The sequence below is a fragment of the Leuconostoc carnosum genome (assembly GCF_007954525.1).
Classification (GTDB): domain Bacteria; phylum Bacillota; class Bacilli; order Lactobacillales; family Lactobacillaceae; genus Leuconostoc; species Leuconostoc carnosum.
Map to the genome: position 1 here is coordinate 1,534,035 of NZ_CP042374.1, position 23,189 is coordinate 1,557,223.

A 23,189-nucleotide genomic window follows, 5' to 3' on the forward strand; every position below is an offset into this window, starting at 1 on the left:
TTTTACTAATGACAGAAGCAACAGAAAGTACAAAGCAACCACCAAAACGTGGGCTACAAAATAGGCATGTTCAGTTAATTGCAATTGGCGGTACCATTGGTACCGGCTTGTTCATGGGAGCTGGTCATTCGATAAATTTTGCTGGACCCTCAATTTTATTTGTTTACTTAATTATTGGTTTATTTATGTTTGTCATGATGCGAGCAATTGGTGAATTATTATATGCCGACCCATCACAACACACATTTATAACGTTTATAACAAGATATATTGGTAATCGTGCTGGCTTTTTTGCGCGTTGGTCTTACTGGTTGACGATTGTCTTCATGGGTATGGCAGAGTTAACTGCGGTAGCCAAATATATACAATATTGGCTTCCTAACGTTCCGGGATGGCTTATTCAAATTTTGATGTTAATTATATTAACCAGTATAAACTTGGTTGCAGTTGCGTTATATGGTGAAACCGAATTTTGGTTTGCTATGATTAAAATCGTGGCGATTCTTGCTTTAATTATGACTGGTATTATTATGGCGTTAACCGGTTTTAAAACACCAGTAGGCGATGTATCTTTTGGGAATGTTTTTGACCATTTTACTTTATTTCCAAATGGTGTTGGTAATTTCATTAATGCCTTTCAAATGGTCATGTTTGCTTTTGTTGGTATGGAATTTATTGGTATGACAACTGCTGAGACGGATAATCCTCGTGCGGTTTTACCAAAAGCAATTAACCAAATACCATGGCGAATCTTATTTTTCTACTTGGGTGCATTATTTATTATTATGACGATCTATCCTTGGCAAAAAATACCCGCTGATCAAAGCCCATTTGTCATGGTGTTTCAATTAGCAGGTGTTAAATGGGCTGCTGCATTGATTAATTTTGTTGTATTAACTAGTGCAGCTTCAGCTCTGAATTCAGTACTTTTTAGTGCTAGTCGAAATTTTTATGCATTAGCTTTTCAATCGAAAGCAAAATTTTTACAACCGTTTAGAAAGATGTCGAGAACAAAGTTACCCGTTAACGCTGTGCTATTTACTGCACTTATGGTCGGCTTCTCAGCTATTATTTCGGTTATTCCTGCCGTTACTAATGCGTTCAGTTTTGTTACGAGTGCATCAACAGATCTATTTTTGATGATTTATGTTTTGATTTTAATTGCTTATCTCAAATATCGGAAATCTGATAGTTACATGGCTGATGGCTTTTTGGTTATTGCCCCTAAAACGTTAGTTCCTGCTGCAATTGCATTCTTTGTTTTTGTTTTTATTACACTCTTTTTTAATCCTGAATCACGTGTGCCGGCAATTGGAGCAACCATTTGGTTAGTAGTCTTTGGATTAGTTGCCATGCGTCAGCCTAAAACATTGACAAAATAAATAGAAAAACTATTTTACCCGTAATTTAAGATAGCATAATTTTTCTGTGATATGATACATTTAATACTTTGTAAAAAGGAGGGCAATTGATGAACACTAGGTTTTTAAATATTAGTATTGTCCACATTATAATCATCCTATTTTTCTTGTTTGTTCATTTAACACCAACACGATTCACATTTTTAAATTGGAATGTGTTTTTATCACTACTGCCATTTGATTTTGCATTGATAGTATCCTATACAAAATCACGATCAGTTAAGATACTTTTTGCTAGCTTTTGGTTGCTGTTTTTCCCAAATACGATGTATATGATGACAGATTTCATTCATTTGTATGCGATTGGGACAAGCTTAGATCAAGCAACACAGTATTTTAATTATGCGGTTTTAGCCACTGGCATTTTTATTGGTGTTGGCTTGGGTATTTTAAGTTTGGAGATTATTACCAGTTCAGTCTTCCAACAGCATATGCATTTGGTATATTGGAGTGTTACTGCTATTGTGTCCGTATTATCGGCGATCGGAATTTATTTGGGCCGGTATTTGCGATTGAATTCATGGGATGTGTTCACTGATATTGCTGGTGTCATGAGAAATATTGTATTGTCTATGAGTTATCATATGGTTACTTTTGTGATTTTGTTTGCCGGTGCACAGTTTGCTGTATTAGTCATTTTTCATTACGGCATACGCTTAATTCAGACATCAAGAATAGATGCTTGACAGAATTGATATAACAGCGTAAAATGGTATTTGTTGAACAAGTAGAAGCGCCCGCTTCTCGCCAAGTGATGATGTTGCTTGGCAGATACAGTTGTCCTTATGGACTACAAGTATTCGGAGTGGGTGAAGATTAATTTCTTTATCCACTTTTCTTCTTGATTCACAAAATAAATTTGGAGGTACCTGACAATAGCACGTCAACCAAGACAAGTTGATTTAATCAACGAAAATATTCGCGTTCCTCGCGTATTGCTTATCCATGAAGGTAAGCAGACAGAAATGTCAACTCGAGACGCACAACAAATTGCTAACGATTTAGACCAAGATTTGGTGCTGGTACAAGCTAACGCTGAACCACCAGTAGCTAAAATCATGGATTGGGGGAAGGCTAAGTTCGAAGCTCAAAAGAAGCAAAAAGAACAACGCAAAAACCAAAAAATTGTGCAAGTTAAAGAAGTCCGTATGTCACCAGTTATTGATTCAGGTGACTTTGAGACACGTAAAAAAGCAGCTATTAAGTTTCTTAGTCAAGGAAATAAGGTTAAGCTTAATCTACGTTTCCGCGGTCGTATGATTACGCACCAAGATATTGGACGTCAAGTATTAGACCGTATGGCTGTAGAACTGGATGATATTGCTAAGGTTGAGCAACGTGCCAAAATGGATGGCCGCCAAATGTTTTTGATCTTGGCTCCCAGGGATGCCAAGTAATTAAGGGTTTAATTGCTTGTTTACAAGTTTAAACAAAATTATAAAGTAGGAGAATTAGTCACATGCCAAAGATGAAGACACACCGCGCATCAGCAAAGCGCTTTAAGAAGACAGCCAATGGTGGGTTGAAGTCAGCTTCAGCTTACACATCACACCGTTTCCATGGTAAGACAAAGAAGCAACGTCGTCAATTGCGTGGTACACGCATGATGGATTCAACGACTGTTAAGACATACGCTAAGATGTTGTCAAACATCTAATTCGCCTTGCGATGGTTCATCTATCTACATTTTGGATCGTAGATCCAGCAATTTATTTTTTAGAATTCTAGGAGGAATTACCCATGCGAGTTAAGGGTGGTACAGTTTCACGCGCACGTCGTAAAAAGATGGTTAAGTTGGCTAAGGGTTACCGTGGTCAACGTCGTATTAATTTTAAGGTTGCAAAGCAACAAGTATGGAAGTCATATTTGTATGCATACCGTGATCGTAAGAACACAAAGCGTAATTTCCGTAAGTTATGGATTGCACGTATCAACGCAGCAGCACGCATGAATGGTTTGTCATATTCAAAACTAATGCATGGTTTGACATTAGCTGGTGTTGAATTAAACCGTAAGATGTTGGCTGAAATTGCTGTTTCTGATTTTGATACTTTTTCAAACTTAGCAGATCAAGCAAAGTCAGCTTTGGCATCAGACAATGTTTTGGTACAAGAACGTATTGCTGCAACATTGGAAACAACTGTTAAGGTTGATCGTTAAGATTATTAATTCAAATAAAAAACGCGCAAATGCGCGTTTTTTATTTGAATTAATTTAGAAAGTCCTGTAATAGTTATTGTAGTCCAGATTGAGATTTGCTACTAGCGATTAATTTTAGATTGTCATCATTACCAGTTGGGGTAAATACAATAGATACTTTTATACCAGTTTTACTTTGCCATGTAGCATAGACGCGATCACTAGCTGTTAAATAAGTTGGGTTACCATAAGCGCTACGTACGTCATCATATGTAGCGGAACCAATAGCAATTTGCTCATAGGTAGTTGCCGACCAGTTACCAAAAGATGCTGCTGGTTGTGAACTTGATGTGGCCTGTGAAGAATCTGAAGATGTACCACTGCTACTTGCAACTGAAGATGATGATGGGCTATTAGATGTGTTGTCTTCTATGGGAGCCTGTGTGGCATCATCGGTTACAGTGCTAATGGCTGATGAAACTGCTGGACCAGCAGGCGCTTCTGGTATAGAGGTCGACTCACTGGCCAAATCTTCTGATGAACTGGATTGAGTGGTCGGTTCCGCTTTAGATTTTTGCTTTTTAGGAGTACTAGAAGAGCTACTTGTTTGCTCGGTTTTATTCGAGTTATTTTGTCCAAAAAATGTGAAAGCAATACCTAATATAATAATGATGCTCAGAGAAAAGATGATAATATTACGTACTTTATGTGATTTTTTAAATGGTTTACGTTGCATAGTCATTTTGTGCAGATGGAATCCCTACTGCATTTCCTTTCTGTAACAATGATAACAGAAAAATTTAAAAGTATGTTAAAATAGATATAATTACGTATCGAGACAAGAAATAGGATGTTTCCGTGTTTTAGAAACCAAAACGTCTAATTGTTATATTTACGAAAAATTTCGACTTATTACTATAAGTCTATTTATAAAGGAAATAATCATGACAGATTTAAGTATTATTCCGTTTGGCGGCGTTCGCGAAAACGGTAAAAACATGTATGCCGTAACGGTAAATGATGAGATTTTTATTCTAGATGCTGGTCTAAAGTATCCAGAAACGGATCAATTAGGTGTGGACGTTGTTGTACCAGATTTTGAATATCTTATAAAGAATTCAGATAAAATTGCTGGTGTTTTTTTGACTCACGGTCATGCGGATGCTATCGGTGCATTGCCATACTTTTTACAACAAGTACAGGCACCAATTTTTGGTTCACAGATGACAATTGAGCTAGCTAAACTAGCGATTAAAGATCAAGAAGCGTTGAACACATATGATGACTATCACATTGTCAATGAAAAAACTGAAATTGTATTTGGAGATGTTACCGTATCCTTCTTCAATACAACGCACTCAATACCTGAATCATTGGGTATTGTATTGGGAACACCTTATGGTCAAGTTGTTTACACAGGTGATTTTAAGTTTGATCAAACAGCAAAAAGTTACTATCAAACGGATATCTCTCGTTTAGTAGAGGTTGGAAAAGGGAAAGTCTTGGCCTTGTTAGCTGACGCAGCTGGTACGGGTGATAATGCTAATTCAGTCAACGAATCTAAAATTAGTGATTACATTTTAGAAACTTTCCGTGATAATAAAAAGAAACGAATTATTGTTGCTGCTGTGGCATCGAACGTGCAACGTATTCAGCAAGTCATTGATGCAACTGTTGCCACCAAAAGACAATTAGTTTTGTCAGGTAATGATATTGAGAATGTTGTGCGTACAGCAATTCGTTTACGTAAATTAAATTTACCGGTACCAGAGAGCAAACTTTTCGTTAATTTGAAAAATGCAAAAAAATTAGCACCAGAAGAAACTGTCATTCTTGAAACTGGCCGAATGGGCGAACCTGTTAAACATTTAAATCGAATGGCGAATGGCGAAGATCCTTACATTCGTATTGGTAAAGATGATTTGGTCTTTATTACTACGACACCATCCACTGCGATGGAAGGTATTGTTGCTAAAACACGTGATATGTTGTTTAAGCAAGGAGCGGATGTTAAACAAATTAGCACTGATTTACGTTCAAGTGGTCATGCATCACGTAATGATTTACAAATGATGATTAATGTCATACAGCCTGAATATTTCATGCCCATTCAAGGTGAATACCGCGTGATGACAACAGCTAAAAAAGCTGCTGAAGAGGTTAATATTTCTGAAGATCATATTCTCATGGCTATGAAAGGAGATCAATTCAAGTGGTTAGAAGATCATTTTGAATTGCAAGATTCATTTACCATAGGAGAAACATTGATTGATGGTTCTGGTATTGGTGACATTGGGAATGTCGTTTTGAGAGATCGTCGTATTTTGTCAGAAGATGGTATTTTTGTGTCAGTTGTCACAATTGATCGTAAGAAACGTCAAGTCGTTTCAAAACCCAAACTAACGTCACGTGGCTTTGTTTATGTGAAAGCCAATCGTGACTTGATGAAGGAAGCTTCAGAATTAACTGTGAAACAGATTGAAGACTATTTGACTAACACAAAAAGTTTTGATTGGACTGAACTCAAGAATGGCGTACGTGAAGTCTTATCACGTTATTTATTTGAACAAACGCGTCGACGTCCGATGGTTATGCCAGTTGTGATGGAAGTGAATCAAAATCGCCGACCAACAGCGCATAAAGTAGCACAGTCGGGGACACAACCAAATAAAAACCAAGTCGTAAAAAAGAACAAAAAAGAAGTATCCGAAAAGCAAGTGGCGAATAAACGGCCACAAAATCATGCTAAAAATAAGCCAGTAACTAAAGTAACAGAGAAATCTTAACTATCTTTATGGTTCTGCCTGTAAAAATGACTAGGGAAGGAGAGATATTGGTTGAATAAAGTCAGCTGATACATTGATAAATATATGACTTTAGAAAATCATTTACCACCGGAAACACAAAGCCTTATTGATCGTGCACATATTGAAATGACTCAGGAAAATTGGCATGACGCAGCCGAAACACTGGCTGAATTGTATGAAAAATTATCCACTTTTGAAGTGAATTATCGATTAGTTACTGCGTTATTCATGGATGAGCAATATCAATTAGCATCATCATATGCTGATGATTTCTTGTTGAACTATTTAGATGATGAAGCTAATTTTCGAATGGTTGTAGCGTTAGCCATACAAAATCAAAATTTTGTTTATGCACAACAATTAGCTGTTTTGTGGGATGGTGTGGATACACGAGAAGCTGTCATTCAAGAAATTAGAGATGCTGAAAAAAATGCTGAAATAACAATGGCAGCGACGTTTAAAACCATTGCTCGCCAATTCTATCATTTAAGTGATACTGATATTATTGAGCAGCGTGATCGCTATGAGTCGGGCAGGCATTTACCTGTAGATCAATTTATTATTGGGGCTAAGTATATACTAGTTGACCCTTATGCGACACCCATTATTCGTGCAACATTACTTGAAGATTTGCAAAAACTAAAGTTAGACGAAGATATTCAGTATCGCTGGTTAGATGATGAATTATATACTGCTAATTTTAGTCGAATACCTTTGTTAACTAATTCTAAAGTTTTTGAACAAATCGCTGATTTATTAGATGAAAAATTAAGTCAAGATGACCCAATAGCATTAGATATGTTAGCACAACAAGCCAGATTTGAATTAACTTTAATTTATCCTAGGATAGAAGAAATTGTGGTCGATATAGAAAACTGGGTTAATGCAACAATTGATCATTACTATGGTCGCCAAAACAACTTAGAATTATCATCACAAAAACAATGGCATGATAAAGTAAGAAATTTGACAGAAGATTTTTTTGAAAAATAATAGACAAAACTCTTTACATTTTTTTAATAACTAGGTATAATAATTTCTGGCTTCAAAAGCCGGAAAAACGCAATTAACTGTTGTCTTTTGATGGCTTGCGTTGTAAAATATAATTATAAACATTTTTCAAATTATTGAAAAATGAATTTTGGAGGAAACTACATTGGCTAAGGAAACTTACGTTCGCACTAAGCCCCACGTTAACATTGGTACTATTGGACACGTCGATCACGGAAAGACGACTTTGACAGCCGCAATCTCAAAGGTATTGGCTGAAAAGCAGGGCCGTACAGCTACTGATTTTGCTGAAATTGATAATGCTCCTGAAGAGAAGGAACGTGGAATCACGATCAACACTTCTCATATCGAATATGAAACAGAAGCACGTCACTATGCTCATATTGATGCCCCAGGACACGCTGATTATGTTAAAAACATGATCACTGGTGCCGCTCAAATGGATGGTGCTATCTTGGTTGTTGCTGCAACTGATGGTCCTATGCCACAAACACGTGAACATATTTTGTTGGCACGTCAAGTTGGTGTTGACTACTTAGTTGTCTTCTTGAACAAGACAGACTTGGTTGATGATGAAGAATTAGTCGACTTAGTTGAAATGGAAGTTCGTGAACTATTATCAGAATACGATTTCCCAGGCGATGATATTCCTGTATTAAAGGGTTCAGCTTTGAAGGCTCTTGAAGGTGATCCTGAACAAGTTAAGGTTATCGAAGAATTGATGGATACTGTTGATTCATATATTCCAGAACCAAAGCGTGAAAATGATAAGCCTTTCTTGATGCCAGTTGAAGATGTATTTACAATTACTGGTCGTGGTACTGTTGCATCTGGTCGTGTTGACCGTGGTGTATTGACTACTGGTACTGAAATTGAAATTATCGGTATGAAGGATGAAGTCAAGAAGACTACTGTTACTGGTATCGAAATGTTCCGTAAGACTTTAGATGAAGCTCAAGCGGGTGACAATATTGGTGCTTTGTTGCGTGGTGTTGATCGTAACGAAATTGAACGTGGTCAAGTTTTGGCTCAACCAGGTTCAATTAAGACACACAAGAAGTTCAAGGCAGAAGTTTATGTCCTTTCTAAGGAAGAAGGTGGTCGTCATACACCATTCTTCACTAACTACCGTCCACAATTCTACTTCCACACAACTGATGTTACAGGTGTTGTTGAATTACCAGCTGGCGTAGAAATGGTTATGCCTGGTGACCAAGTAACATTTGAAATTGAATTGATTTCACCAGTTGCTATTGAACAAGGATTGAAGTTTACTGTTCGTGAAGGTGGCCACACTGTTGGTGCCGGAACAGTTACTGAAATTGAAGATTAATAAATATTTATTTACAATATAAAATTAAATTTTATGTTGTGCGTCTCTAACTTTGGTTATTAATTTATCCAAAGTTAGAGACGCTTTTCTTTTACTAAATAAATTACGTATAGATATTATAAAAGGTGCCCCATGAGATTTATTACCTATCTCATGGGGCACCTTTTATGCGTTTGATTTATAATTTAAACTTTTACTTTGTGTCCTTAGACTCCAAATCACGACCTAATGCATTCTGACGTTCATTATCATCATCATGATCTGTTGGAAAAGAAATTAAATCGTCTAGTGAATTTTTTAGTTGCTCTTCGCGATTAACAATTTTTGCCATAATGTCCTCCGTTCCTGTTAGTATAACTCATTTTATATGCAATTATATACAATTATTCAAAAAATAAATGAATAATAAGTGTATATTATATATATTGTTGTATACTTAACATAATAAATCAAAGGAAATTTTATGATGGTTAACTTACTAACAATAAAAAATTTAAAAAAGCAATATAGTGACAAAGTCATTTTTGATAATGTCAATACAACTGTGAAGCAAGGCGAAGTTATTGCTATTCTTGGACCGTCAGGTGCTGGAAAATCAACATTCTTACGAGCAATCAATTTATTAGATGCACCAACTAGTGGGCAAGTCATTTTTGAAGACAATGAATTAACAAATTTGAGTGAAAAACAATTAGATAAATTACGTGAGAAAATGGGAATGGTATTTCAAAGTTTTAACTTATTTCCTAACTTATCGGTTATAGAAAATATTAAATTAGCACCTATGAAGGTAAAAAATATTTCTAATAGTTCGGCAACACAATTAGCTAAAGATTTGTTGAAGCAGGTTGGTTTATCAGATAAGGCAGATGTTTATCCAGCTAGTTTATCAGGTGGACAGCAGCAGCGTGTGGCCATTGCTCGTGCATTGGCGATGTCACCGGATGTCTTACTCTTTGATGAACCAACGAGTGCCTTAGACCCTGAAATGGTTGGCGAAGTATTAAACACCATGAAGGATTTGGCAGAAAGTGGGATGACTATGTTAGTAGTGACTCATGAAATGGGTTTTGCTCGCGAAGTTGCTGATACAATTTGGTTTATGGCTGATGGGGCAATACAAGAGATTGCAGAGCCAGAAGCATTTTTTGAACAACCAAAAACTGCTCGAGCGCAAGACTTTTTGAAAAAAGTATTATAATAATTGAGACTTGGCCAAAAAAGGTTGAGTTTTTTTGTTATGATAAAGTTATGACAAATATTAATTTAGAAAAGAAACATGCTGGAGTTGCAGCTTCAGAACTGATAGATGATGGGATGGTTGTTGGCTTGGGAACAGGTTCAACTGTTGATTTCTTTTTGAAAGCATTGGCAGAACGTGTAGAGCTTGAGCATTTGAGTATTGTTGGTGTCACCACGTCTTTTAAAACGGCGGCAAGAGCACAACAGTTGGGCATAAAAGTTTTAGATATTGATGATGCACCAATGATTGATATAACTATCGATGGCGCAGATGAAGTTGATCAGCATATGAATGGCATTAAAGGTGGTGGTGCAGCCTTTTTAATGGAAAAAATTGTTGCCAAAAATTCTAAAAAAATCATTTGGATTGTTGATAGTCAAAAAGTACATGAAAAATTAGGCCAATTTCCATTACCTGTAGAAATTGTGCCATTTGGTAGCGGAAAATTAATAGCTGAATTTGCAACGCAACATTTGTATCCAATTTTACGTGAAAAAGACGGTAAACCGATTATCACAGATATGGGACATTTTATTGTTGATTTACATTTGGAAACTATTGATCAACCGCATGAGCTGGGAAATTATTTAGATCGGCGTGTGGGTGTCGTGGAACATGGACTTTTTTTGGACACCGTAGATGAAATTATTATTGGAACAAGTCATGGTATAGAAAAAATTAAACGTGGTGGTTTTCAGAAATTTTAATAAAAGCGCTTACATTTTATGAAACAAAGCAGTATAATAAAGATGTAATAAATTAAATAAGGAGCTTGTCACGCTGGATAGCGTAGCAGAATAAATGATTATGGCATATAAGAATATTTTAGTAGCAATTGATGGCTCAGATGTATCCAATGTGTTGATTAAAAAAGCGGTTGAGTTTGCACCACAAGCACATTTAGATATTTTGACAGTTGTTGATACACGTAGTGGCGGATACTTTGGTACTGTTGTCATGAATGATGATATCATTTATCAAATGGAACAAGATGCTGAAAAAGTGATTAATAAAGCTTATGAATATGCTAAGTCTTTGGGTCACGACAATACAGATGTTCACGTTCGCTTTGGCTCACCAAAGCAAGTTATTGCACGTGAATTTCCAAAAGATCATAATAGTGATTTGATTGTTGTGGGTAAGACAGGATTAAGTCCGTTACAGCGTGTTATGGCAGGTACAGTGCCCGCTTTCGTAATCCAGGTAGCTGACATGGATGTATTGGTTATGCGATAATTATTTGAAAGTAATGAAAAAACTACGAAAAATAATTTTTCGTAGCTTTTTATTTCACTTCTTTTAGAATTGTAATATGATTAATTTTAACTGGCGCTATTGGTTCAGAACCTTCACCAGTAGTTTTCACTTTTGCATTCGCAATTTTATCAACAACATTCATCCCACTCATGACTTGTCCAAATACGGTGTAGCTACCATCTAATTGAGGGTTACCACCTTTTTTATAGGCTGTCGCAATTTTATTTGGATAGTTATTTTTATCAATTTTTTGGGCTTGATTATTTGAGTTTTGGTTAATAAAGAATTGAGAACCGTTAGTGTTTTCACCAGCATTTGCCATTGATAAAGCACCACGAATATTATATAGTGATGTGCTAATTTCATTTTTAAATCCTTTGCCACTATCTATTTGCTTATCTTTATCATGCCAAATCGACTCGCCGCCAGAACCATTTCCTTTGGGATCTCCGCCTTGAATCATAAAGTCAGCCATCACACGGTGAAAGATTGTATGATCGTAGTAGCCAGCTTTCGCATGTGTTAAGAAATTTTCAACTGCCAGTGGTGCGTATTGATTAAATAATTTAATTGTGACATCACCATAAGTGGTTTCAAGTTTAACTTCACTTTCTTTATCAGTTACAGTTTGATTAAGTTGAGGTAAGGCAACGTTGTTCAAAGCGGGATCGCTTTTGGTATTATCACTAGATGTTTGGTTTGACATCATGACGATGACTGAGACAATAATGATGACAAGTAACGTTGATATTGTCGCAAGTAGTATGTATTGATTTTTTTTAGTCATTTTAGAAAATCTTTCTTTTAAATACGTTCTATCAAGTAAGTCGTGATATTTTCAGTTAAGTAGCAGGCTTGTTTATAATCTGCTGATAATAGGCTGTCGCTAAAATTATGCCAACTGTCTGGTTGATGATTAAATTTAATTATGAGTAAACCACCGTGTGTCAGGCGAGGCAAAACATGATTAACTTGATTGAGGTAGTCTAATGGCAGGTTATTTTCGTTTTGTGCATCTTCAGAATAATCAAAGATAGCCAAGCTGACTTGGTTATTTGATCCAAGTTCCGTGATGAATTGCTCATCAATGTTTTTACTTAGTAATGTGACGCGTTCTAATAGACCGCTCATAAATAATGAGGCAGCTGTGGCATTAGCGTTATCTTTAGTAGTGGTATAACTTATTACTTGACCAGATTTTCCTATTCGAGTAGCTAAAAATCTAGTATTCGACCCATTAGCAGTTGTACCATCAATGACTATATCACCGACTTTTACAGTTTGTTCAATTAATTCGTGAGAGAATGCTTGACTATTTGGAATCATAAGTGCCTCCAATATGAAATATTTTTGTTGATAAAACAAGTAAACTATAGCCCAAAGTTACGCCAGCGAAAATGTCGGTGGGGTGGTGAACATTAATATATATTCGACTGATTGGGATAAGAACCATCAGTATAGCCAGTAGACCAATTATGATGTTTCGAATATGCTGTTGTTTGATGTTTATGTGCGCTAAAATAATTAGCGTGCCATATAATAGAACGGCCATCATAGTGTGTCCAGAAGGAAAGCTAAAACCAGATTCTGGTATTAATTGCGGTAAGGGCCGTGGATTTTGCACAAAACGTTTCACTAGTTGTGTGATGAAGCCAGCAAAAAATAAAACGTTAACTATTAAAAATCCAAGTTGTCGGTAATGATGATAATAGCCTAAAATAGCTGATAAAATTATTGTTAATAATATTGTGAAAGTTACACCGCCTAACTGTGTGACGTTGAAAAAGAAACTGTCAGCTAGTGGAGACCGTTGTTGAATGATATTTCTAACCAATCGATTTAAACTATCAATCCAGGTGGCATTTGACATGACACCAACTGTTAAGCATAAAAATAATAATAGTGCCAGAACGACAGATAAATATTGTAGCTTGTGTTTTATATTCATAACATATAGTATACCTGATTTATGTGAAACGTGTTATAATGAAACCATTATGTTCAACATTACTATACATGGCGCGGCATCAGAAAGTAAACGGGAATGCAAGTTTACCAAGCAAGATGTAGAACTCGGTTGAATTTTTTTGAAAATGAACTTATAGTAGTTTTCAACGTGTTGTCGCGTTAGGGCATTTGAGACGTAGCAATACGTGAACATAGGTGGTACCGCGATGATTCGCCCTATGTGACATTTTTAGTGTCACACAGGGGGATTTTTTTATTGTTTAGAAAACAAATTTAGGAGGAAACGTGTTAATCAACATTAATTTTTTAGATAAAGCCACTGAGATTGGTTGAATTAATGATACACGCTAGAAATATGACATACGAACATCAAAAAATAGAACAAAAATGGCAAAAGTTTTGGTCAGACAATCATACTTTTAAGACTACTGATGATACAAGTAAGCCCAAGTACTATGCCTTAGACATGTTTCCATATCCGTCAGGACAAGGCCTACATGTTGGTCATCCTGAGGGCTATACAGCAACAGATATTATGAGCCGGTTCAAGCGAGCTAAGGGCTTTAATGTACTACATCCTATGGGTTGGGATGCTTTTGGTCTACCAGCAGAACAATATGCGATGAAAACAGGACACAATCCGGCAGATTTCACAAGTCAAAATGTTGCTCACTTTCGTGAACAAATCCAATCACTAGGTTTATCATACGATTGGGATCGTGAAATTAATACAACGGACCCAGAGTATTATAAATGGACACAATGGATTTTTGAGAAATTGTACGAAAAAGGTTTGGCATATGAATCTAAAATGATGGTTAATTGGGATCCCATTGACCGCGTTGTTTTAGCTAATGAAGAGGTTATTGATGGTAAGTCAGAACGCTCAGGTAATCGTGTTGAGCGCAAGGCTTTGCGTCAATGGGTTTTGAAAATTACTGCTTACGCAGACCGGTTAGTGGATGATTTAGAAGAGTTAGATTGGCCAGAAGCCATTAAAGAACAACAACGTCATTGGATTGGCCGTTCTAAAGGTGCTGCCGTATTTTTCAACATTGATCATTCTGATAAACAAATTGAGGTCTATACCACACGACCTGATACGCTTTTTGGTGCCTCTTACATGGTATTAGCACCTGAGCATGAGCTAGTTAATGAGATTATGACAGACGAGCAAAGTCAAGCAGTTAGTGACTACCGCGCGATGATATCTGCTAAATCTGACTTGGAACGGACCGACTTAAATAAAGATAAAACTGGTGTATTTACAGGAGCATATGGTATTAACCCTGTAAATGGGGAAAAGTTGCCTATTTGGATTGCTGACTATGTTTTGGCTAGCTATGGGACTGGCGCAATTATGGCGGTGCCTGCTCATGATGAACGTGATTTTGAATTTGCCAACAAATTTAATTTAACAATCAAACCAGTCATTGAAGGTGGCGATATCACTCAAGCGCCTTATATCGGTGATGGCGTGCATATTAATTCTGACTTTTTGAATGGTTTAGACAAAGTAACTGCCATCGATAACATTATTAGCTGGCTTGAAGAACATGGTGCAGGTCATTCGCAGACTAATTTCCGTTTGCGCGATTGGATATTTTCACGCCAACGCTATTGGGGGGAACCTATTCCAGTTATTCATTGGGAAGATGGGACAAAGAGTTTAGTGCCGGAAAACGAATTGCCGTTGTTACTGCCACGTGCGACTGAATTACGTCCTTCTGGGAATGGTGAGTCACCACTAGCCAATCTGACTGACTGGTTAGAAGTAACACGTGAGGATGGTGTTAAAGGACGTCGAGAGACAAATACAATGCCACAATGGGCTGGCTCATCTTGGTACTTCTTACGCTTTGTTGATCCGCATAACCAAGAAAAACTAGCAGACCCTGATAAGCTAAAGTATTGGATGAATGTCGATTTGTATGTTGGTGGTGCAGAACATGCTGTGTTACACTTATTGTACGCGCGTTTTTGGCATAAATTCTTATATAATTTAGGTGTTGTGCCAACAAAAGAGCCATTCCAAAAGTTGGTTAACCAAGGGATGATTTTGGGTGGCAATCATGAAAAAATGTCTAAATCAAAGGGTAATGTTGTTAACCCAGATGACATCGTGGCACAATTTGGTGCCGATACATTACGCGTCTATGAAATGTTTATGGGACCTTTGACGCAGAGTAAACCTTGGTCTGAGGAAGGTATTACTGGCTCACGTCGTTGGCTTGATCGTGTTTGGCGTTTGCTAGTTGATGATGCCGGACAACTACGTGATCATGTGACAACAGTTAATCAAGGTGATTTGGATAAGGTTTATAATCAGACAGTTAAAAAAGTAACTGATGATGTAGAAAATATGCGATTTAACACAGCCATTTCACAGATGATGGTATTTGTTAACGAAGCATACAAATCAGAGGCGTTGCCAATTGATTATATGAATGGATTTACGCAGTTATTAGCACCATTTGCCCCACATATGGCTGAAGAATTATGGTTGCGTTTGGGACATGAGTCATCAATAACCTACGTAACATGGCCAGAGTATGATGAAACACAAATAGTTGATGATACAGTAGAAATTATTTTCCAAGTCAATGGTAAAGTACGTGGTAAGGCAAAAGTTACACGGGACATTGATAAGAACAGTATGATTGATTTAGCTAAAGCGGATGAAAATGTTCAAAACTTTATCGATGGTAAAGAAATACGAAAAATTATTGCTATCCCAGGTAAATTCATCAATATTGTAGTTGGATAAAATAATATAGTTATGTTAATTTATAAAATGGAGAAATTAAGTTAACTCCGAAAGTCAGTTATGTGATGTAACTGACGTACATAATTCCAAAGGAGTACACTCAATGGCGGATAAAAAGCGTCCAAGTGCGCCGAATGAACTCGGACAACATGTAGATAAGGTTAATGTTGATGGTAAGGTACTGAGTGCCGACGAAATACTTGAAAAAGCCCGTCAACGTTTAAAACAAAAACACCAACAGCGTCCTTATGATGGTCATTTTGATGGGCATAAAAAACCAAAAACAGAAGTCAGTTCTCAACCTACTCAGGAAGAGATTAATGCTATTAAAGCAAAAAATAATCGTGCGCGGACAAACATTGTTAGCAAAAAACCTAGCTTGAAAAATCAAGAACCAAAGACATCTGCCAAAGATAATCGTCAAGTTAGCACGTCATCGCCAAATACTGCATCAGATAATGATCGCGCGACCTTAGTTAAAGGATCCGCATGGTTATCGGCAGGAAATATTGTGTCACGTGTACTTGGTGCTGCTTATATTGTACCTTGGATGGCTTTATTAGGGACTAATTCGAACCGAGCTAACGCTTTATTTGGGCAAGGATATAACATTTATGGTATGTTCTTGGCTATTGCAACGTTTGGTATACCAGCCGCAATTTCAAAGTTAGTTGCAGAGTTTGATTCACGTAATGATGTTTATCGTTCTCGACAACTCACGAGACAATCATTAATGTTAGGTGTTGTTCTGGGTATTGTCTTTGGTATTGCAATTTATGTTATGGCCCCAATGTTATCTAATGGGCATGATAACTTTATTCCCGTATTACGGTCACTAGCGCCTGCTGTAGCTATATTTCCTTTGATGTCCATGATCCGTGGGATTTTTCAAGGGCATCAGCTAATGAGTGTTTCCGCGCTGTCTCAGGTTATTGAGCAAATTGCGCGTATCGCATATATGTTAGTCACTACCATAACTATTTTAAGTATTAATCCAAATAATTGGACCGCTGTGGTTGTTCAATCTACATTTGCGGCGTTTATTGGTGCTATTTTCAGTATGATTGTGCTTGGCTGGGGATGGATCAAGTATCATAGCATTGTTGTGCGCTCATGGCATCCAAGTGCACCTCTAGAAAAAACGCGTACGTTTAGTATGATAGTTAATATTTTGAAGGAATCGTGGCCGTTTATTATTATTGGCTCAGCGATTACGCTCTTTCAACTTGTTGATCAGTACACGTATTTTAATATTATGAATCACTTTTTCACACTATCTAGTGAGCAGTTGGAAGTTAAATTTGCTCTATTTAGTGCTAACCCCAATAAGCTGATTATGATTATTGTACCGTTTTCAACAAGTATTGCAGCAACGGCGTTACCTATGTTGTCAGGTAGTAAAGCCACATTAACTCGTGAAAAGATTCAAGCCCAATTAGAGCAAGTGATTAAATTATTTGCTTTGGTTATGCTACCAAGTACTCTAGGCATGTTTGCAATCGCAGGGCCACTGTATAAAATGTTTTATCCAATTGATGTGACAAATCAAGAGGGCATTTATTTGCTAGAATATTCAGCAATACTAGCGATTGCCTTTAGTTTATTTATGCTTTTGTCATTCATCTTGCAAGCATTATCAGAAGTGTCTATTGTTATTAAATCATTTGTTATTGGCTTGGTTATCAAACTTGCTTTCCAAATACCGTTAGTGCGTTATTTTGAGGGGATGGGGGCATTAATGGCAAGTGTGCTTGGTATGGCAGTTGCAGTTGCTTATATGTTGGATTATCTGAATACAGTTTATGGCGTTTCGCTGTCAACAGTCAGCCATGAACTATGGCAAATGTTTGTTGGTGCAGCCATTATGGCCGTAATTGTTTATCTAATTGTCTTTGGCTTTAGTCAGTTTATATTACCCGAAGATAATAAATTATCAGTGACCATAACAGCCTTATTATCAGCTGGAATTGGTGGTATCATTGTTATTACGTTATACTTACGTATGGGGTTTGTTAGTGAATTACTGGGAAATAAAATGCGTTATATACCACGTATTTTACGACCTAAACAGTGACATGTGTTGCTGTTTTTTTATTGTAAAATAAGATAAAAAATCATTAACAAGCTATTTTTAAGTGATAAATTGGTGTATGCTAAAATTAAGTTTTGTGCTATATGGAGGCGTAAATATGACAAATCGAGACACACAAACTGTACTTCAACCAGTCTTAATTAATCGGTTGGACAGTAAGATACAATATTTAAATCAATTGGAGTTGGCTATTAATAATAACCAAGTTTCAAAAGTTTATGAATTACTAGACTCACAAAAATTCAATGAACAAATTAGACAACGTGAACACGCCGATAGTAACGCACACCTATCTGTGCTTGTTTCAGATCTTCAAAATGATATCGCTTCATTTTTGGCCCCAGAATTGATTGATTATTTGACTAGTCAATTCGACTTTTTAACTTTTAACCCAGTACAAGATGAGCCAACACTGTATGATGTTTATATTGGTGACTGGTGGAATCATCGCCAATTAGGTGTTTTAGATATATTATCCGCGTCATTAACATTAGATAATCATTTGATTTCGGAACTAACAGCAACAGCTAAATTACCAGATGGTGGAACACTTGACGATATTAAAATACAAGAAATTAATAAGATTATTGATGGATTAGAAGGTTTCTTGTCTGACAACACTAAACGATCATTAGAATTGCGAGTGATTGAGGATCAACTAGCAGAATTAATTAGCAATAAGGCTGGTTTATTTGGTAGAGGAGATAAGTTGACCAAGCAGTCACTTGAAAAGAAACGAGAATTATTATTGGCGACACAAAAACGTGTACCAGAAGTTCAAAATAAACTTGATGAACAGCAAAAAGAACTATTAAAATTAGAAAAGATAGATGTGTTGCGGCAACTGGAGTTACAAGCTATTTTTACTACATTTACCGATTTAACATCATTTATTGCAGCGCTAGATCAAATTTACGTCTCATACATCCACGCATTACAGCAGAAAAATTAGACTATGGATAACTTTAAAATAGAAAATTATAGTGAACAATTAGGCAAGGATTTGCGTCTTTTTGATCGTTTACACCTACTTATCGATACGCTAGGAACAACTGAAAATTTAATAGAAATATTGGATGTATTACAAAAAATTTTAGATTTCGATAGTCATCAATCAAAAATGGTGCGTATTGATAACCCCTTTTGGTTTCCTGATACACATTGGGTCACATTGGCGTTTGCAAAATTTGCTATGTCAGCTTCCTTATCAACAACTGTGGTGACATTACCTCAGGCACAAAAAGTGGTTGAACTTCATTTTGAAGAGTGGCCAAATGCCTCATTTCGATTTACCAAAGCGCCGTTAGCTGCAGGCGGTTACTATTTGGAAGAGACTGCTCAAAATTTACGAGTACTTTATTGGGATGTTGTACGTAGACGTTTTTATCTTGATGCGCAGCAATTTGCAACCTTAGTACAAACAGAAGCACTTCAAATTGCTGGAGTGGAAGCATTAGCAACTTTCCAAAAGCGTTTAACTGCCATTGCTGAACAACTTGCTGAGGCAGATTATGATATTGTTTTACCAGGTAGTGATGCTGCAAATCAGGGGAATTTAGTTATGACACAAAAAGACTTATCAGCAGATATTTTGGATGCTCTTTTCGTTTCGGCTGCTAAGCAACAATTCATTTTAAAAAGAATACAAAATGAGCAAACTGGCGCTGAAATAGCGGTTGGCGATGTTATCATCAAGTTACTACAACAACGTGTTGACGGTGGACATGCACAATGGCATTATGACATAGTAGATGACCATCAAAAGGTGACGATTTATACGTTATTGCAGCAATTACCATTCTTTTATCGGTGGTACATGGGCAATCTCAATGTAGTTGCTTTAAAAGATAAGCGTGAAGTATTTGTGGATTAGGTTGGTATATGAGACAATTGAGTTATAAAGTTTTATATATTGTATTATTTTCACACTTAGAAAAGAAGAGGTAAATTATGGCAATTATTATTATTATTGCTGTTGTCGCAGTGATTGCTATCATTTGGGTTGCTGTTTATAACGGCTTGGTGAAATCACGCATGCTTACGCAAGAAGCGTGGAGTCAAATTGATGTGCAACTTAAGCGCCGAAATGATTTGATTCCTAACCTTGTCAATACTGTTAAAGGTTACGCTGATTTTGAAAAATCAACTTTACAAGCCGTTACAGATGCACGAGCAAGTGTCAATAATGCGCAGGGACCTGCTGCAACAATGGCAGCTTCTGATCAATTAACTGGTGCTTTATCACATTTGTTTGCTGTGGCAGAAGCATATCCTGACTTAAAAGCAAGTACAAGTTTTAATAAGTTACAGGAAGAGTTAACGAATACAGAAAACAAAATTGCTTATTCACGTCAATTATTTAACACAACAACTGCAAGTTACAACACGAAGTTACAATCTTTCCCAAGTAATATTATTGCAGGTATTCATCATTTTGAACCTAGTGAATTTATTGTTGTGCCAGAAAATGAAAAAGAAGTACCAACGGTTAAATTTTAATGTTATACGAGCAAATACAATCAAATAAGCGCCGTACCATTGTGCTATTGGTTGGCTTTTTCATTTTGGTAGCTATTGTTGGTGCTGCGGTTGGATATCTATTACTTGGTTCTCTTGAACTCGGCATTATTGCGGCTATTGTCATTGGTGTGATCTATACGTTGATTATGATTAGTAACTCAACTAGTGTGGTTATGGCAATGAACCATGGTACAGAGATAAAAAATGCTGATGAAGAACCAGAACTGTGGCATACAGTTGAAGATATGTCGATGGTAGCACAAGTACCAATGCCCCGTGTTTTTATTATTCAAGATGATAGTCCTAATGCATTTGCGACAGGTAATAGTCCTAAAAATTCTGCTGTTGCCGCGACAACCGGTTTATTAAAAATCATGAACCGCCATGAATTGGAAGGTGTCATAGGGCATGAAATCAGTCATATTCGTAATTATGATATCCGTATTTCTACGATTGCCCTCGCTCTAACAGCGGCTATTTCATTACTTGTCAATCTTGGGAGTAACTGGTGGTTTTGGGGTAGTGGGACAAATCGTCGTGATAACCGAGAAAGCGGGAGTAACGGTGCTCAAATCTTCCTTCTGATTTTTTCCATTATTATTATGGTATTAGCACCACTTGTTGCGACAGTGGTACAATTAGCTATTTCACGAAATCGTGAATATTTAGCAGATGCAGGAAGTGTTGAATTAACTCGTAATCCTGAAGAATTAATTTCTGCGCTAAGTAAACTAGGGTCTGCCAAACCAATGGAAAATGTCGATCCATCTTCAGCATCTTTATATATTAGTAATCCGCTTAAACAAAAGAAACACTTGTTTGATACGCATCCACCTATTGAGGAACGAATTGCGCGGCTACAAAAAATGTAAAAAACGATGAACAATTACGTTCATCGTTTTTTTGCGGTGATAATCACAACTATATTACAATCATATTTCATAATTATTTTAGATTGATTAATAATTTTATATATTAAATTTTATTAATGAAGTTTATGATAAACTAAAGTAGTTAAGAATTGTTAAAGTTTATGCGAACGAGTAGAGGATTAACATATGGAAAGAATTGATAAGAAAATTATTGTATCAGGTTTTAGTTTGTTGGGAATAGCTGCCATTGGGACGGGGATAGCTCATGCAGATGTAGCGCAACAGGTTGTCGATAAAGCTGTGGAATCAGTCACCGAGCCTTCTAATTTATCGACACAAAAAACGGCACTATCAAAATCACCCTTGAAAATTGCTAAAAATAAAGTTACTCAAGTGTCTGACTCTAAGAGAGAGCAGATTATTAAGTCAGCAGTGAACTCAAAAACTTATGCGGTTAAAAGTGGTGATTCGCTATGGTCTATTGCCAATCATCATAACGTAAATGTTGATGAACTGGTATTGGCGAATAATGGCTCTGATTTAATTTCTGTCGGTCAAAAAATTACTTTGCCAAGTCAAACGCCTACTACAAGTGTTGAATCAGAAAAAACGGATCCGTCACCTGTGACTGTTGATACGGAAAAATCAACTGCAGCGGAAACAGCATTAGAGCCTAAAACTGATGTCAGCGTTGATGACAGTTTAAACTCACAAGTAGGTAACGAACCATCAGTGGTGCAAGCACCCACTGATAGTTCATCAGCGAGTGAAAATATCACAAGTAGTGATGTACCAGTTGTAAGTCAGGCGTCGGCTCCTTCAGTAAGTAGCGTTTCTTCGCAAGTGGACACGTCTTTAACACAAACCTCATCAAATCAGGTTAGTGAAACTTTACCTGATATGGCAACATCTAAAAATACAAATGATACGACTGCATCATCAGTAGTTCAAACTGCTAGTCAGAAAAGTGACATTGCTGATCAAGGACAAAATACAGTGGAATCAGTCACGGCAGCGACTGAACCAGAAACAATAACAGCTAATTCAGTGGCTGAAGGATCAGACAAATCATTGATTTCACAGTCAGAAAGTGCATCAAATGTACAGCCAGTTAATAAAACACAACCTAAAACAGACACTAATATAAACGGTATTGTGTCATTAGCTAAAAATTTGGTCACACAGGATATTCCTTATGAATGGGGTGGAAATAACACGCAAGGATTTGATTGTTCTGGATTTGTGAGTTATGTATTTCAAAATGCTGCTGGTATTTCATTACCTCATTCTTCAGTTGTGCAAGAGTCGTACGTCCAACAGAAAGCCGTTACGCAAGTACAACCAGGTGATTTGTTGTTCTGGGGAACACCTGGAGCAAGCTATCATGTTGCAATTTACATCGGTGGGAATCAGTACGTTTCGGCACCAGATTCTGGCGAAAATGTGCGCATTGAAACGATTTCAGCTAACTTTGAACCGAGTTTTGCAGGTCACGTCGAATAGGTCTTGCTTTTTCTAATAAAAACCGTTAAAGTAAAGCTATTAATAAATATTGGTTTGCAGATATATTGCTAGAAAATGGCTAGCAGTTTCTACCACGCCCCTAAAGTCGTGACTATTCGCAAATGCAACACGACCTTAACGGCGAAGTCTAAGCATTTGTGGATCTATATATCCCAGGTGCTTTTTTGGTATAATAATACAATTTATTACAATTCAAATCGGCGGATCAGCTAATAATTGTATTAGCAAAAAGGCC

Annotated in this window: 23 protein-coding genes and 1 riboswitch; of the genes, 18 read left to right on the forward strand and 5 right to left on the reverse strand. The window is 36.7% G+C overall.

Going from position 1 to position 23,189, the window contains the following annotated elements; genetic code table 11:
* Window positions 1-8: 8 nt before the first annotated feature.
* The 5 genes from FGL89_RS07650 (at window position 9) to rplT (ending at window position 3,581) form a co-directional block, all read left to right on the forward strand.
* A complete protein-coding gene (locus tag FGL89_RS07650) occupies window positions 9-1,382 on the forward strand; it encodes an amino acid permease (protein ID WP_014974557.1) in 1,374 nt (457 codons plus the stop codon).
* An 89-nt stretch (window positions 1,383-1,471) separates the two neighbouring features.
* A complete protein-coding gene (locus FGL89_RS07655) occupies window positions 1,472-2,107 on the forward strand; it encodes a DUF1361 domain-containing protein (protein ID WP_014974556.1) in 636 nt (211 codons plus the stop codon).
* 171 nt (window positions 2,108-2,278) lie between these two features.
* The gene (gene infC / locus FGL89_RS07660) at window positions 2,279-2,818 is read left to right on the forward strand and encodes a translation initiation factor IF-3 (RefSeq protein ID WP_373306179.1); all 540 of its coding nucleotides are present in this window, start codon (window positions 2,279-2,281) and stop codon (window positions 2,816-2,818) included.
* A gap of 62 nt (window positions 2,819-2,880) precedes the next feature.
* Window positions 2,881-3,078, forward strand: a complete 198-nt coding sequence (gene rpmI, locus FGL89_RS07665) for a 50S ribosomal protein L35 (protein ID WP_004900365.1) — start codon at window positions 2,881-2,883, stop codon at window positions 3,076-3,078.
* Between the two features lie 83 nt (window positions 3,079-3,161).
* Window positions 3,162-3,581 (forward strand): 50S ribosomal protein L20, encoded by a 420-nt coding sequence (rplT, locus tag FGL89_RS07670; RefSeq protein WP_014974554.1) that lies wholly within the window; start codon window positions 3,162-3,164, stop codon window positions 3,579-3,581.
* 73 nt (window positions 3,582-3,654) lie between these two features.
* On the opposite strand, the gene FGL89_RS07675 is transcribed toward rplT, so the two are convergent.
* Complete coding sequence (locus FGL89_RS07675) at window positions 3,655-4,296, reverse strand: hypothetical protein (RefSeq protein WP_041773221.1); 642 nt, start codon at window positions 4,294-4,296, stop codon at window positions 3,655-3,657.
* A 208-nt stretch (window positions 4,297-4,504) separates the two neighbouring features.
* Here FGL89_RS07675 and FGL89_RS07680 point away from each other — a divergent pair, with 208 nt between their 5' ends.
* The 3 genes from FGL89_RS07680 to tuf all read left to right on the forward strand — a co-directional run bounded on the left by FGL89_RS07680 (window position 4,505) and on the right by tuf (window position 8,711).
* Window positions 4,505-6,346 (forward strand): ribonuclease J, encoded by a 1,842-nt coding sequence (locus tag FGL89_RS07680; RefSeq protein ID WP_014974552.1) that lies wholly within the window; start codon window positions 4,505-4,507, stop codon window positions 6,344-6,346.
* Between the two features lie 84 nt (window positions 6,347-6,430).
* Window positions 6,431-7,360: a hypothetical protein gene (locus tag FGL89_RS07685; protein ID WP_014974551.1), complete on the forward strand. Its 930-nt coding sequence runs from the start codon at window positions 6,431-6,433 to the stop codon at window positions 7,358-7,360.
* Between the two features lie 163 nt (window positions 7,361-7,523).
* A complete protein-coding gene (tuf, locus tag FGL89_RS07690) occupies window positions 7,524-8,711 on the forward strand; it encodes an elongation factor Tu (RefSeq protein WP_014974550.1) in 1,188 nt (395 codons plus the stop codon).
* A 193-nt stretch (window positions 8,712-8,904) separates the two neighbouring features.
* Here the strand turns inward: tuf and FGL89_RS08665 are convergent, their stop codons facing one another.
* Window positions 8,905-9,042 carry a hypothetical protein gene (locus FGL89_RS08665; protein WP_014974549.1) on the reverse strand — a complete coding sequence of 46 codons (138 nt, stop codon included), beginning with the start codon at window positions 9,040-9,042 and terminating at the stop codon, window positions 8,905-8,907.
* 135 nt (window positions 9,043-9,177) lie between these two features.
* On the opposite strand from FGL89_RS08665, the gene FGL89_RS07695 reads away from it, so the two are divergent.
* From FGL89_RS07695 to FGL89_RS07705, 3 genes are all read left to right on the forward strand, one after another.
* On the forward strand, window positions 9,178-9,912 hold the full coding sequence (locus FGL89_RS07695; protein WP_014974548.1) for an amino acid ABC transporter ATP-binding protein: 735 nt from the start codon (window positions 9,178-9,180) through the stop codon (window positions 9,910-9,912).
* Window positions 9,913-9,962: 50 nt separating this feature from the next.
* Window positions 9,963-10,661, forward strand: coding sequence for a ribose-5-phosphate isomerase RpiA (gene rpiA / locus FGL89_RS07700; protein ID WP_014974547.1), 699 nt, complete (start codon window positions 9,963-9,965; stop codon window positions 10,659-10,661).
* A gap of 100 nt (window positions 10,662-10,761) precedes the next feature.
* Window positions 10,762-11,190, forward strand: coding sequence for a universal stress protein (locus tag FGL89_RS07705; RefSeq protein ID WP_014974546.1), 429 nt, complete (start codon window positions 10,762-10,764; stop codon window positions 11,188-11,190).
* A gap of 49 nt (window positions 11,191-11,239) precedes the next feature.
* On the opposite strand, the gene FGL89_RS07710 is transcribed toward FGL89_RS07705, so the two are convergent.
* From FGL89_RS07710 to FGL89_RS07720, 3 genes are read right to left on the reverse strand one after another with little or no spacing between them, the layout of a single operon-like run.
* Window positions 11,240-11,998 (reverse strand): peptidylprolyl isomerase, encoded by a 759-nt coding sequence (locus FGL89_RS07710; protein WP_014974545.1) that lies wholly within the window; start codon window positions 11,996-11,998, stop codon window positions 11,240-11,242.
* A 17-nt stretch (window positions 11,999-12,015) separates the two neighbouring features.
* Window positions 12,016-12,537 (reverse strand): SAM-dependent methyltransferase, encoded by a 522-nt coding sequence (locus tag FGL89_RS07715; protein WP_014974544.1) that lies wholly within the window; start codon window positions 12,535-12,537, stop codon window positions 12,016-12,018.
* Window positions 12,524-13,159, reverse strand: coding sequence for a phosphatase PAP2 family protein (locus FGL89_RS07720; RefSeq protein WP_041773157.1), 636 nt, complete (start codon window positions 13,157-13,159; stop codon window positions 12,524-12,526). Before FGL89_RS07720 ends, FGL89_RS07715 begins: the two co-directional genes overlap by 14 nt.
* Window positions 13,160-13,534: 375 nt before the next feature.
* Between FGL89_RS07720 and leuS the strand changes: the two genes are divergently transcribed.
* From leuS to FGL89_RS07755, 7 genes are all read left to right on the forward strand, one after another.
* Window positions 13,535-15,946: a leucine--tRNA ligase gene (leuS, locus tag FGL89_RS07725; protein WP_014974541.1), complete on the forward strand. Its 2,412-nt coding sequence runs from the start codon at window positions 13,535-13,537 to the stop codon at window positions 15,944-15,946.
* A gap of 103 nt (window positions 15,947-16,049) precedes the next feature.
* Window positions 16,050-18,020 carry a putative polysaccharide biosynthesis protein gene (locus FGL89_RS07730; RefSeq protein WP_014974540.1) on the forward strand — a complete coding sequence of 657 codons (1,971 nt, stop codon included), beginning with the start codon at window positions 16,050-16,052 and terminating at the stop codon, window positions 18,018-18,020.
* Between the two features lie 115 nt (window positions 18,021-18,135).
* The gene (locus FGL89_RS07735; RefSeq protein ID WP_014974539.1) at window positions 18,136-18,990 is read left to right on the forward strand and encodes a hypothetical protein; all 855 of its coding nucleotides are present in this window, start codon (window positions 18,136-18,138) and stop codon (window positions 18,988-18,990) included.
* Window positions 18,991-18,993: 3 nt separating this feature from the next.
* Window positions 18,994-19,911, forward strand: a complete 918-nt coding sequence (locus FGL89_RS07740; protein ID WP_014974538.1) for a hypothetical protein — start codon at window positions 18,994-18,996, stop codon at window positions 19,909-19,911.
* A gap of 77 nt (window positions 19,912-19,988) precedes the next feature.
* Window positions 19,989-20,537, forward strand: a complete 549-nt coding sequence (locus tag FGL89_RS07745; protein WP_014974537.1) for a LemA family protein — start codon at window positions 19,989-19,991, stop codon at window positions 20,535-20,537.
* The gene (gene htpX, locus FGL89_RS07750; protein ID WP_014974536.1) at window positions 20,537-21,430 is read left to right on the forward strand and encodes a zinc metalloprotease HtpX; all 894 of its coding nucleotides are present in this window, start codon (window positions 20,537-20,539) and stop codon (window positions 21,428-21,430) included. Before FGL89_RS07745 ends, htpX begins: the two co-directional genes overlap by 1 nt.
* 186 nt (window positions 21,431-21,616) lie before the next feature.
* A complete protein-coding gene (locus FGL89_RS07755) occupies window positions 21,617-22,933 on the forward strand; it encodes a C40 family peptidase (protein WP_014974535.1) in 1,317 nt (438 codons plus the stop codon).
* A gap of 38 nt (window positions 22,934-22,971) precedes the next feature.
* Window positions 22,972-23,068: riboswitch (purine riboswitch) on the forward strand.
* Window positions 23,069-23,189 lie beyond the last annotated feature (121 nt).

Excerpts from the sequence above, each read along its gene's own strand:
- FGL89_RS07650 (WP_014974557.1), top strand. The coding sequence starts at position 9 with ATGACAGAAGCAACAGAAAGTACAAAGCAACCACCAAAACGTGGGCTA.
- FGL89_RS07655 (WP_014974556.1), top strand. The coding sequence starts at position 1,472 with ATGAACACTAGGTTTTTAAATATTAGTATTGTCCACATTATAATCATC.
- rpmI (WP_004900365.1), top strand. The coding sequence starts at position 2,881 with ATGCCAAAGATGAAGACACACCGCGCATCAGCAAAGCGCTTTAAGAAG.
- rplT (WP_014974554.1), top strand. The coding sequence starts at position 3,162 with ATGCGAGTTAAGGGTGGTACAGTTTCACGCGCACGTCGTAAAAAGATG.
- FGL89_RS07675 (WP_041773221.1), bottom strand. The coding sequence starts at position 4,296 with ATGCAACGTAAACCATTTAAAAAATCACATAAAGTACGTAATATTATC.
- FGL89_RS07680 (WP_014974552.1), top strand. The coding sequence starts at position 4,505 with ATGACAGATTTAAGTATTATTCCGTTTGGCGGCGTTCGCGAAAACGGT.
- FGL89_RS07685 (WP_014974551.1), top strand. The coding sequence starts at position 6,431 with ATGACTTTAGAAAATCATTTACCACCGGAAACACAAAGCCTTATTGAT.
- FGL89_RS08665 (WP_014974549.1), bottom strand. The coding sequence starts at position 9,042 with ATGGCAAAAATTGTTAATCGCGAAGAGCAACTAAAAAATTCACTAGAC.
- FGL89_RS07695 (WP_014974548.1), top strand. The coding sequence starts at position 9,178 with ATGGTTAACTTACTAACAATAAAAAATTTAAAAAAGCAATATAGTGAC.
- rpiA (WP_014974547.1), top strand. The coding sequence starts at position 9,963 with ATGACAAATATTAATTTAGAAAAGAAACATGCTGGAGTTGCAGCTTCA.
- FGL89_RS07705 (WP_014974546.1), top strand. The coding sequence starts at position 10,762 with ATGGCATATAAGAATATTTTAGTAGCAATTGATGGCTCAGATGTATCC.
- FGL89_RS07710 (WP_014974545.1), bottom strand. The coding sequence starts at position 11,998 with ATGACTAAAAAAAATCAATACATACTACTTGCGACAATATCAACGTTA.
- FGL89_RS07715 (WP_014974544.1), bottom strand. The coding sequence starts at position 12,537 with ATGATTCCAAATAGTCAAGCATTCTCTCACGAATTAATTGAACAAACT.
- FGL89_RS07720 (WP_041773157.1), bottom strand. The coding sequence starts at position 13,159 with ATGAATATAAAACACAAGCTACAATATTTATCTGTCGTTCTGGCACTA.
- leuS (WP_014974541.1), top strand. The coding sequence starts at position 13,535 with ATGACATACGAACATCAAAAAATAGAACAAAAATGGCAAAAGTTTTGG.
- FGL89_RS07730 (WP_014974540.1), top strand. The coding sequence starts at position 16,050 with ATGGCGGATAAAAAGCGTCCAAGTGCGCCGAATGAACTCGGACAACAT.
- FGL89_RS07735 (WP_014974539.1), top strand. The coding sequence starts at position 18,136 with ATGACAAATCGAGACACACAAACTGTACTTCAACCAGTCTTAATTAAT.
- FGL89_RS07740 (WP_014974538.1), top strand. The coding sequence starts at position 18,994 with ATGGATAACTTTAAAATAGAAAATTATAGTGAACAATTAGGCAAGGAT.
- FGL89_RS07745 (WP_014974537.1), top strand. The coding sequence starts at position 19,989 with ATGGCAATTATTATTATTATTGCTGTTGTCGCAGTGATTGCTATCATT.
- htpX (WP_014974536.1), top strand. The coding sequence starts at position 20,537 with ATGTTATACGAGCAAATACAATCAAATAAGCGCCGTACCATTGTGCTA.
- FGL89_RS07755 (WP_014974535.1), top strand. The coding sequence starts at position 21,617 with ATGGAAAGAATTGATAAGAAAATTATTGTATCAGGTTTTAGTTTGTTG.